The organism is Dactylosporangium sp. NPDC000244 (genome assembly GCF_040300725.1).
Lineage (GTDB): Bacteria > Actinomycetota > Actinomycetes > Mycobacteriales > Micromonosporaceae > Dactylosporangium.
Genome location: NZ_JBEPEH010000005.1, coordinates 90,113 through 100,546, shown reverse-complemented (window position 1 = coordinate 100,546; position 10,434 = coordinate 90,113). Strand labels below are relative to the sequence as shown.

Annotated in this window: 9 protein-coding genes; all 9 read right to left on the bottom strand. The window is 72.0% G+C overall.

Annotated features, from left to right (window positions below; genetic code table 11):
- Window positions 1-38: 38 nt before the first annotated feature.
- Window positions 39-2,075, bottom strand: coding sequence for a hydantoinase/oxoprolinase family protein (locus ABT369_RS08895; protein WP_350611144.1), 2,037 nt, complete (start codon window positions 2,073-2,075; stop codon window positions 39-41).
- Window positions 2,072-3,964 carry a dipeptide ABC transporter ATP-binding protein gene (locus tag ABT369_RS08890; protein WP_350611143.1) on the bottom strand — a complete coding sequence of 631 codons (1,893 nt, stop codon included), beginning with the start codon at window positions 3,962-3,964 and terminating at the stop codon, window positions 2,072-2,074. The genes ABT369_RS08895 and ABT369_RS08890 overlap by 4 nt, the downstream gene beginning before the upstream one ends.
- A 10-nt stretch (window positions 3,965-3,974) precedes the next feature.
- Window positions 3,975-4,832 (bottom strand): ABC transporter permease, encoded by an 858-nt coding sequence (locus ABT369_RS08885; RefSeq protein ID WP_350611142.1) that lies wholly within the window; start codon window positions 4,830-4,832, stop codon window positions 3,975-3,977.
- A complete protein-coding gene (locus tag ABT369_RS08880; protein WP_350611141.1) occupies window positions 4,832-5,842 on the bottom strand; it encodes an ABC transporter permease in 1,011 nt (336 codons plus the stop codon). The genes ABT369_RS08885 and ABT369_RS08880 overlap by 1 nt, the downstream gene beginning before the upstream one ends.
- On the bottom strand, window positions 5,843-7,477 hold the full coding sequence (locus ABT369_RS08875; RefSeq protein ID WP_350611140.1) for an ABC transporter substrate-binding protein: 1,635 nt from the start codon (window positions 7,475-7,477) through the stop codon (window positions 5,843-5,845).
- A 241-nt stretch (window positions 7,478-7,718) separates the two neighbouring features.
- Window positions 7,719-8,711: an amidohydrolase family protein gene (locus tag ABT369_RS08870; protein ID WP_350611139.1), complete on the bottom strand. Its 993-nt coding sequence runs from the start codon at window positions 8,709-8,711 to the stop codon at window positions 7,719-7,721.
- Window positions 8,708-9,226, bottom strand: a complete 519-nt coding sequence (locus ABT369_RS08865; RefSeq protein ID WP_350611138.1) for a 3-hydroxyanthranilate 3,4-dioxygenase — start codon at window positions 9,224-9,226, stop codon at window positions 8,708-8,710. Before ABT369_RS08865 ends, ABT369_RS08870 begins: the two co-directional genes overlap by 4 nt.
- Window positions 9,219-9,632 (bottom strand): RidA family protein, encoded by a 414-nt coding sequence (locus ABT369_RS08860; protein WP_350611345.1) that lies wholly within the window; start codon window positions 9,630-9,632, stop codon window positions 9,219-9,221. The genes ABT369_RS08865 and ABT369_RS08860 overlap by 8 nt, the downstream gene beginning before the upstream one ends.
- A complete protein-coding gene (locus ABT369_RS08855) occupies window positions 9,632-10,354 on the bottom strand; it encodes a 2-keto-4-pentenoate hydratase (RefSeq protein ID WP_350611137.1) in 723 nt (240 codons plus the stop codon). The genes ABT369_RS08860 and ABT369_RS08855 overlap by 1 nt, the downstream gene beginning before the upstream one ends.
- Window positions 10,355-10,434 lie beyond the last annotated feature (80 nt).

Genomic DNA, 10,434 nt, shown 5'->3' with positions numbered 1-10,434 from the left:
TCCATGATGACCGGCCTCTCCGCTTCGCTCCGAACCGGTCATGCCGCCCGCACCAGGAGATAGCCGTGCGCGTCGACCGACACCCGCTGGCCCGACGGGACCACCGTCGTCGACGTGCCCTCGTCGACCAGCGCCGGACCGTCGAACGCGTCGCCCGGCGCGAGCAGGGCCCGGTCGTAGACGTCGAACGGCACGACCGCGCGGGCGCCGAAATCGAACGCGTCCCGGCGCCCGATCAGGGCCCGGGCCGCATCGCCGTCGCCCGGCGGCGGCTCGAGCAGCGTCGGGCTCGCCGTGCGGCCCACCGCGCGCAGCCGTAGGTTCAGGATCTGCAGGCGGTTGGCCATCGCGTGGCCGTACCGGGCGGTGTGCAGCTCCTGGAAGGCGGCCCGCACGCCGTCGGCGTCGAGGGTGTCGCGACCGACCGTGACCGTGAGGCTGTGCTCCTGCCCGAGGTAGCGCAGTTCGAGCTGCCGCTGCAGGACCGCCAGCTCCGCGGGCACGCCCTGCGCGCTCAGCGAGGCCAGCGCCTCGGCCTCGACCTCGGCGAAGGTCGCCTCGACGGCGGCCGGCTCGACCTCGTCGAGCGGGGTCATCAGGGTGCGGCTGAAGTTGTCCTCGATGTCGGCGCTGAGCATGCCCCACGCCGAGAAGCCCGACGGCGCGAACGGCACGATGACCTCCGCGATGCCCATCTCCCGGGCGAGCAGCGGCGCCAGCAGCGGCCCGGCGCCGCCGAAGGCGAGCAGCGAGAACTGCCGCGGGTCGCGGCCGCGCTCGACGGTGATCTGGCGGACCGCGCCGACGGTGCGCGCGAGCAGCACGTCGAAGATGCCCGCGGCCGCCGCCTCGACCGGCAGCCCGAGCGGCCCGGCCACCTGCTCGTCGAGGGCCTTGCGGGCCGCGTCGGCCTGCAGTCCCATCTCACCGCCGAGGAACCGGTCGGGGTCGACGTAGCCGAGCGCGACGGCCGCGTCGGTGACCGTCGGGCGGGTGCCGCCGCGGCCGTAGCAGACCGGGCCGGGGTCGGCGCCCGCGCTCTGCGGGCCGACCTTGAGCAGGCCCCGGTCGAGCCAGGCGATCGAGCCGCCGCCCGCGCCGATGGTGCGGATGTCGTACGTCGGGATCAGCAGCGGGAAGTGCTCCAGCTGCGCCTCGTGGGCGGCGACCGCGCTGCCCTGCTCGATGACGCAGGCGTCGAGCGACGTGCCCCCGATGTCGAAGGTGAGGAGGCTGTCGCGGCCCAGCGCGCCGGCGAGGTAGGCGGCGCCGACGATGCCGCCGGCCGGTCCACTGAGGACGGTGTGGGTCGGCGAGCGCTTGGCCGCCTCGCTGGTCATCGAGCCGCCGCCGGAGCGCATGATGAGGAAGCGCCCGGCGAAGCCGCCGTCGGCCAGCCCTCGCTCCAGCTCGTCGACGTAGCGCTCGAAGATCGGGCGGATGTACGCCTCCAGCACGGTGGTGCTGGTGCGCTCGTACTCGCGGTACTCCCGCGCGATGTCGGTCGACAGGGAGAGGCTGACGTCGGGGTACCGCTCGCGGATGAGGGCCGCCGCGGCGCGCTCGTGCGTCGGGTCGAGGAACGCGTGCAGGAAGCAGATGGCGATCGACCGCACGCCCTGCACCTCGACCAGCTCGCGGGCGGCGGCCAGCACCGAACCGGCGTCGAGCTCCTCGACCACGCGGCCCTTGTAGTCCAGCCGCCCCCGCACCCCGGCCGTGTGCCGGCGCTTCACGAGGCTCGCCGGGCGCTCGTACTGAAAGTCGTACATGTGGTCGGACGGCACGTTGCCACGCCCGATCAGGAAGACGTCCCGGAAGCCCTCGTTGGTGATGATGCCGGTCGCCGCGCCGCGGCGCTCCAGCACCGCGTTGAGGCCCAGCGTGGTGCCGTGGATGAACAGCTCCACATCGGACAGATCCGTGCCGAGCGCGGCCACCGCGGCGAGCACGCCGTCGGCCGGGCGGGCCGGGGTCGTCGACGCCTTGCGGAACCGTACCTCGTTGGTCCGGGTGTCCAGCTCCATCGCGTCGACGAACGTACCGCCGATGTCGACGGCCAGCCTGAGGCTCACAGCAACTCCCCAATCTCCGGCACCCGCCAGCAGGCGGCCCGGCTCTCCCCGTACTGCTGCAACTGCTGGTCCTCGCCGCGGCACCGGTCGGTGACGAACGGGCACCGGGCCGCGAGCGCGCACCCGGTCGCCGCGTCGGCCTCTTCCAGGTCACGGACCAGGGCCACACCGCGCGACAGCAAAGCCCGCGTGTAGGGGTGCCGTGGCCGCGCGAAGACCTCCTCGACCGGCCCCTCCTCGACGATCCGGCCGAGGTAGAGCACGACGACCCGGTCGGCGAACCCGCGGACGGTGGCGAGGTCGTGCGAGATGAACACCGAGCCGTGCGAGCGGTCCGCGGCGACCTCGTCGATCACCGCGAGGATCTGCGCCTGCACGGTCACGTCCAGCGCGGACGTCGGCTCGTCGAAGACGATCAGGTCCGGCTCGGCGACGAGCGCGCGGGCGATGCCGACCCGCTGCGCCTGCCCTCCGCTGAGCTCGTGCGGCCGGCGGGCGAGGATCGAGCGGTCCAGCTCCATCCGGTCGAGCACGGCGGCCGCCCGGGCGGCCCGCTCCGCGGCCGAGATGCCGAGCGCGCGCAGCGGTTCGCCGATCGCGTCCTCGACGCTGCGGCGCGGGCTGAGCGAGCCGATCGGGTCCTGGAAGACCAGCGAGCTGCGGGCGGCCGTGACGCGGCCGCCGGTCGGCTTGGCGAGCCCCACGATGAGCCGGGCGAGGGTGGACTTGCCGCACCCGCTCTCGCCGACGACGCCGATCCGCTCGCCCTTGGCGACGGTGAGGCTGACCCCGCGCAGCGCGTGGTGCCCGCCGCGGCCGAACCGGCTCTTGTAGACCACGTGCGCGTCGTCCACGACGAGCACAGGCTCGGCGTCCGCGGTCGTCGCGGCCCGCCGCGCGGGGGCGCCGACCGTGACGTCGGTTGCCTGCCCCGCCTCGACGGCGTCGTGCAGCGGGTGGAAGCAGGCCGCTGTCCACTGCCGGCCCTGCTCCGTCAGCTGCGGACGGTCAGCCCGGCAGTCGTCCTCGGCGTGCGCGCAGCGCGGCGCGAAGGGGCACGCGGCCGGCGCCTCGCGCAGCAGCGGCATCGCGCCGGGCGTCACCACCACGGGCCGGCCGTCGAGGTCGGGCACCGAGCGCAGCAGCGCCCGGGTGTACGGGTGCGCCGGGGCGGTCAGCACCTGGCGGGCGGGGCCGGTCTCGGCGACGGTGCCGGCGTAGAGGACCACGATGCGGTCGCAGACGGCCGCGATCGCGTTGATGTCGTGGGAGATCAGCAGCACGCCGCGGCCGTCGGTGTCGGCGGCGTGGCGGAACTGGCGCAGGATCTCGGCGGTCAGCGTGACGTCGAGGCCCGTGGTCGGCTCGTCGGCGATGAGCAGGCGCGGCGCGCACCCGGTGGCGAGCGAGATCATCACCCGCTGGGCCATGCCGCCGGACAGCTCGTGCGGGTAGGCGCCGAGGCGGCGGCGGGCGCTGCGGATGCCGACGGCCTCGAACAGCTCCAGCGCCGACTCGCGGGCCCGCTCGCCGTCCATGTCCTGATGGGTCCGGAGCCGGTCGACCAGCTGCCGGCCCGCGGTGCGGGTCGGGCTGAGCGCGCCGCGCGGGTTCTGGAAGCACATCGCCGCGCCGTGGCCGCGGTGGTGGGCCAGCCGCTCGGCGGACATGGTCAGCACGTCGACGCCGTCGAAGCCGACCCGGCCGGTCGCCACCGTGCCGGTCGGCAGCATGCCGACGATCGCCCGGCCGACCATGCTCTTGCCGCCGCCGCTCTCCCCGACCAGCCCGACGACCTCGCCGGCGTCGACGGTGAACGAGACGTTGCTGAGCGCGGCGACGCGGCCGCCGATGACCACGGAGAGGTTGTCGATCGAAAGCAGGCTCACGTGCGGCTCCTCACCGTCGGACCCGGTCGGCGCGCTCCTGCAGGCCCTCGCCGAGGAGGCTGAAGCCCAGGACGCAGACGAGCAGTGCGATGCCGGGCGGCACCGAGGTCCACCACCGGCCGGCCACCACGTCGCCGGTGCCGAGGCTGATCATGGCGCCCCACTCGGCGTCGGGCACCGGGATGCCCAACCCGAGGAACGACAGGCCGGCCAGGGTCAGCATCGCCCAGCCGCAGTTGAGCGGGGCGATCACCCGCACCGGTGTGAGGCTGTTGGGCAGCACGTGCCGCCACAGCAGCCCGATCGTCGAGGCGCCGGAGGTACGCGCGGCGTCGACATAGGTCAGGTCCCGGATCGTGCGGACCTCGGCGCGCACGAGGCGGGCGTAGGCGGGCGCGTTCACCAGCGCGATCGCGACGGTCAGGTTGAGCGGCCCGCTGCCCAGCAGGGCGGCGACGGCGAGCGCGAGGATGAACGTGGGAAACGCCTGGAAGATGTCGGTCAGGCGCATCAGGACGTCGTCGAGCCAGCCGCCGAAGTAGCCGGCGACGACGCCGAGGATGCTGCCCAGCACGACGGCGATCGCGACCGCAGCGATGGCGATGCCGAGGTCGACGCGGCCCGCGTAGAGCAGCCGGCTCCACACGTCCATACCGTTGACGTCGGTGCCGAACAGGTGCGCGCCGCCGGGCTCGGCGAGGGTGGGCGCGTCCCCGTCGATCTGGTTCGGCCCCCACGAGGTGAACAGCGGGCCGAGCAGCACGGCCAGCGCGACCACGGCCAGGATCCCGGCGCCGGCGGCCACCAGGACGGTGCCGAAGCGGCCGTCGCGGTCCTTGCGGCTCCGGCCGGTGCGCAGCAGCGACATCAGATCCTCACCCTCGGGTCGAGCATGGCGTGCACGACGTCGGCGATCAGGAACACCACCACGTAGCAGAGCGCGATCACCAGCACCGATGCCTGCACCACCGGGTAGTCGCGGTAGAGCAGGCCGCGCAGCGCCCACTGGCCGAAGCCCTGCCAGGAGTAGACGTACTCGATGAGCACCGTCGAACCGATGGCGAAGCCGAAGACGAGGGCGGCCAGCGACGGCAGGCGCACCAGGGCCGCCCGCACCAGGTAACCGCGGCGCAGCACCCGTCCGGGAAGCCCGTGGGCCTCGGCCGCCGCGTAGGGCTCGGAGCGCAGCACCTCCAGCGCCGACGCGCGCACGCTGCGCAGCAGCGGGGCCACGATCACGATGACGAGCGTGAGCACCGGCAGCGCCAGGTGCCACAGCGCCGACGTCAGCGCCGGCATGTTGCCGGTCAGCAGGGCGTCGAGCGCGTCGGCGCCGGTGATCGGGGTGAGGTCGGTGTCCGGGTCGACGCGGCCGCTCGGCGCCGGGAACCAGCCCAGGCCCGCATAGCCGACGAGGATCAGCACCAGGCCCAGCCAGAACTCCGGCATCGAGTTGCCGATCAGCGCGAGCACCCGGATGCCGTGGTCGCCGGCCCGGTTCGCGTGCCGGGCCGACCACAGGCCCACGACGGTGGCGATCACCACGGCGATCGCCACCGCCAGGACGACCAGCTCCATCGTGGGGCCGATCCGCAGCGCCATCTCGCTGCCGACCGACTGTCCACTCTGGATTGAGGTGCCGAAGTCCCCGGTGACCAGGCCGCCGAGGTAGTCGGTGAACTGCCGCCACAGCGGCCGGTCGAGGCCGAAGCGGGCCCGCGCCGCCGCCTCGTCGGCGGCGGTCGCGTTGGGCCCGAGAATGGTCCGGATCGGGTCACCGGGCAGCACCCGGACCAGCAGGAATGTCAGCACGACCACCCCGAGCAGGACCGGAATGAGCTGGAGCAGCCGGCGGGCGACGAACCGGAGGATGCGCATCTACGCCGACGCCCCCAGGTAGCGCAGGCGGGCCAGGCCGTCCATCGGCTGCACCCAGCCGGCCACCGACTTGCGCACCGGCAGGTTGAAGTTGGGCTGGCAGATCACCACCCACGGCACGTCCTCGGCCATGACGTCCTGCACCTGCGCCCAGAGCTGGTTGCGCGCGCTGGTGTCGACGGTCGTGTGCGACTGCTGGTAGATCTGCTCGATCTTCGGGTTGGTGTAGTTGGAGTAGTTGAGGTTGGCGCCCTGCACGAAGCTCGTCGCCAGCATGTACTCGACGTCGTTGACCCACAGCTGGCCCGAGGTGATCTGCAGCGGGATGTTCTTCTTCCCGCGCCGGTCGGCGAGCGTCGCCGGGTCGAGCGGGGTCAGCTTGAGCTCGATGCCGGCCTTGCGGGCCTCGCTCTGCACGAGCACGGCGAGCTGCTGCTGTTCGTCGTTGTCGGCCTGGAAGACCAGCTCCGAGTTGATCGAGCTCTTGCCCGACGCGGCGAGCGCCGCCTTGGCCTTGTCGATGTCGTACGTGTACGGGTACCCCTTCTCGGAGTATCCCGGCATGTCCAGCGGCACGATGCTCTTCGTCGGCCGGGCGTCGCCGCCGTAGACGTTCTTGATGATCTGCTCGTACGGCGTGGCGTAGGCCAGCGCCTTGCGCACGTTGACGTCGTCGAACGGCGCGGTGGTCGTCGACATCTGGATGGCGATCTGCGAGTTGCTGGCCGCGGACAGCACGGTGATGCCGGAGGCGCTCTTGAGGTCCTTGATGTCGCGCGGGCTCGCGCCCAGCGCGATGTCGATGTCCCCGGCCTGCAGCTGCAGCCGCTGGTTGGAGGCGGCCGGCACGACCGAGATGCGGATCGTCTTGGTCTTGGCCGGGTCGGGGCCCGGGTAGGCGTCGTTCGCGGTGAGCTCGATCTCCTGGCCCTGGGTGGCCTTGGTGACGTTGAAGTAGCCGCCGGTGGGCGGGTTCTTGGCGAACCACTCCTTGGCCCACGGGTCCGCGTCGGTGGCGTGCTTCTTCGCCTCGACCGAGTCGAAGACGTAGAGCGAGATGGCCTGGATCTGCCTGGTCAGCGCGCTCGGGAACTCCTGGTGGAACTCGACCGTGTAGTCGTCGACCACGACGACCTGCTCGGCCTTGGTGAGGCCGATGGTGCGGTAGATGCCGGCGACGTTGGCCTTGGCGGCGAACGCCCGGTCCTTCGACCATTTCACGTCGGCGGCCTTGAGCTCGTTGCCGCTGGGGAACTTGAAGCCCTTGCGGAGCTTGAGCGTCCACACCTTCTTCTCGGCGTCCGGCTCGAAGGACTCGGCGAACGTCGGCATGATGTTCTCGGTGTCGAGGATCCGGCTGCCACCGACGGCCTTCACGCCGTAGTCGATCATGTATGGGAAGACGTTCTTGTACAGCATCAGCGCGGTGAGGTCGAAGCCGACGAAGTCCTGGTCCCAGCTGCTGAGGTAGCTGGACACCGCGATCTTCAGGGTCGACGACTTGGCGCCGCCGGAGGACGACGACGAAGGGTTGTTCTTGCTGCCGCTCGCGCAGGCACCGGTGGCGAGCAGGAGCGCGCCCACGCCGCCGAGCTGGAGTACGGAGCGGCGGGAGAGAAGGGGAGAGTCTGCCATGTTCACTCCTCTGTTGGCCCGACCTGCTCGATGTTCTATCAGGCATGAGTTCAGTGAACAAGATGCGTCCTGAAGTGAACAGGAAAGATCCAGCTCACGGCGGCACTGTCCGGCCGTACGGAGGATGCCTCGGATCAGGTTTGTTCACAGGATTTCACAAGCACGAAACCGCTGTCTGAGCACGCGAAAAAGCAAACCGGGCCGTGCGACGTCGTCACACGGCCCGGCTTGTTCGGGGCGGTCAGCGTCCGAGGAACCGCAGCGCGTTGGCGCCCAGCAGCTTCGCGCGCTGGGCCTCGCTCAGGTAGTCGGCCCGGTCGACCACGGCACCGACCGGGCGCTCGCCCAGGGGGTAGGGATAGTCGCTGCCGAGCATGACCCGGTCCTCCCCCAGCGTCTCGACCAGCAGCCGCAGGGCGGCCGGGTCGAAGACGACGGAATCGACCGAGAAGCGGTCCAGGTAGTGCGACGGCGGGTGCGCCGAGCGGCCCCGGACCACGTCGCCGCGGCGGAGCCAGGCGTTCTCGGCCCGGCCGAGCCAGAAGGCGAAGCTGCCGCCGCCGTGCGCGAAACAGATCCGCAGCGACGGCGGTACCGCGTCGAACACGCCCCCGAGGATCATCGCCAGGATCGACAGGTGCGTCTCCGCGGGCATGCCGGTCAGCCACCGGGCCATCCACCGGTCCAGCCGCGGACCGCCCGGCATGTCCCACGGGTGCACGAACACCGGCGCGCCGACCGACGCGCAGTGCTGCAGGAACGACACCACGCCCGGGTCGTCGAGGTCACGGTCGCCGACGTGGTTGCCGATCTCGACCCCGGCGTGCCCGGCGGCCAGGCAGCGGTCGAGCTCCGCACACGCCGCGTCCGGGTCCTGCAGTGGCACCTGGCAGAACGGCACAAGGCGCCCCCCGCCCTCGGCGGCCACCTTCAGCGTGAGGTCGTTGAAGATCCGGGCGACCTTGACCGCCTGACCGGCCGGGCGGTCGTAGGAGAAGAACACCGGCGTCGGGGAGATCACCTGCAGATCGACGCCGTCGGCGTCCATGTCCGCCAGGCGCGTCGAGGCGTCCCAGGCCGACGGGCCGATCGGGCGGAACTCGGTGTCACCCACCATGATCATCGCCGCGCGCTCGGAGTCGACACGCAGCCACGGCCACCCGGTGCCGCCGCACTCCGCCGCGAGGTCCGGCCAGCCACGGGGCACCAGGTGGGCGTGGACGTCGGCCCTCATCCCTTGCCCGGATGCACGGTGCCGCACTGCCCGCACGTGCGCGCCTGCTCGTCCTCGTAGAACGCCTGGAACACCGGTGGCAGGTCGACCACGATGTCGCGCACCTGCAGCTCGACCTCGTGCACCCGGTTGCCGCACGACGGGCAGTACCACTGGAACTTCTCCAGGGTCCCCTCCTGGCGCACCCGCTCCACCACGATGCCGATCGAGCCGGCCTCGCGCTGCGGCGAGTGGGGCATGTTGCCGGGCAGCAGCCACATCCCGCCTTCCTTGATGTGTACCGTGTCGGGGCCGTCGGGCGTGATGACGTTGAGGTGCATGTTGCCCTTGATCTGGTAGAAGAACTCCTCGTACGGGTCCACGTGGAAGTCGGTGCGCTGGTTGGGCCCGCCGACGACCATGACGATGAAGTCCGACCCGGCCGGGAAGACCTGCTTGTTGCCGACCGGCGGCTTGAGCAGGTGCTGGTTCTCGGCGAGCCAGTCGGGGAAGTTCACCGGCGACATGTCAGTCATCTCCACCTCCACGGGGGATCAGCGCAACGGCCTGGATCTCGATCAGCAGGTGCGGGTGCGGCAGCTGGTGCACTGCCACGGTGGTGCGGGCCGGCCCGGTCTCGTCGAAGAACTCGCCGTAGACCTCGTTGTAGCCGCCGAAGTCGTTCATGTTGACCAGGTAGGTGGTCACCTGGACCACGTCGGCGAGCGAGGCGCCGACCGCGGCCAGGATGCCGTCGATGTTGCGCAGCACGGCCCGGGTCTGCTCGCGGATGTCGAGGCTCGTCGTGCCCATCGCGTCCACCGACGCCCCGGCGATGCTGTTGTCGGGCCGGCGCGACGACGTGCCGGAGACGAACGCGAACCCGCCCGCGACCTTCACGTGCGGGAACCGGCCGCGCGGCCGCGCCGCGCCGTCGACGATCACGACAGCGCCCGCAGGGAGGCGGTGCCCAGGCCCTCGACGACCGCACGCACGTGCGCACCGGGCGCCAGCGGCACCGCGGCCGTCGCGGCGCCGGCGAGCAGGACCCAGCCGTCCTGCGGCGGTACACCCGCCGAGGAGGCCAGTGCGGCCGCGGCCGTGAGGGCCCGGCGAGGATCGCCCAGGATGGCGGCCGTCGAGCCGATCTGGACGACCCGCCCGTCGACCTCCAGCAGCACGCCGAGGTTGTCCAGGCCGGCCGGCAGCGGCTGCCAGGCTCCGATGACGAACCCGGCCGCCGAGGTGTTGTCGGCGATCACGTCGGGCAGCGTGAACTTGAAGTCGGCGTAGCGGGAGTCGATCAGCTCCAGCGCGGGCGCGACGGCGGTGGCCGCGCCGGTCGCGTCGAGGCGGAACGCCACCTCGGGCTCGACCCGGGGGTGGATGTACCGGCCGGCGTCAACCGTGCCGCCGTCGTCGATCCGCATCGCGTCGGTGAGCCGGCCCCAGATCACCTGGTCGACGCCGACCTGTGCCATCTTGGCTCGGCTCGTGAGGCCCAGCTTGAGGCCCACGAGCCGCTCGCCGCGGCTCACCCGCCGCGCCACGAGCGCCTCCTGGATGCGGTACGCCTCGTCGGCATCGGCGCCGCTCTGCGAGACGACCTGCGGAATCGCCGTTCGGGTCCGCTCGGCCTCATCGAGCCGCTCGGCCAGGATCATGCCGGCACCTCCGCAAGCTCCGGCGCCGGCCTGAGCCCACCCTGTGCTTGCCGGATCGCGGCCACTCCGCTTCGCTCCGT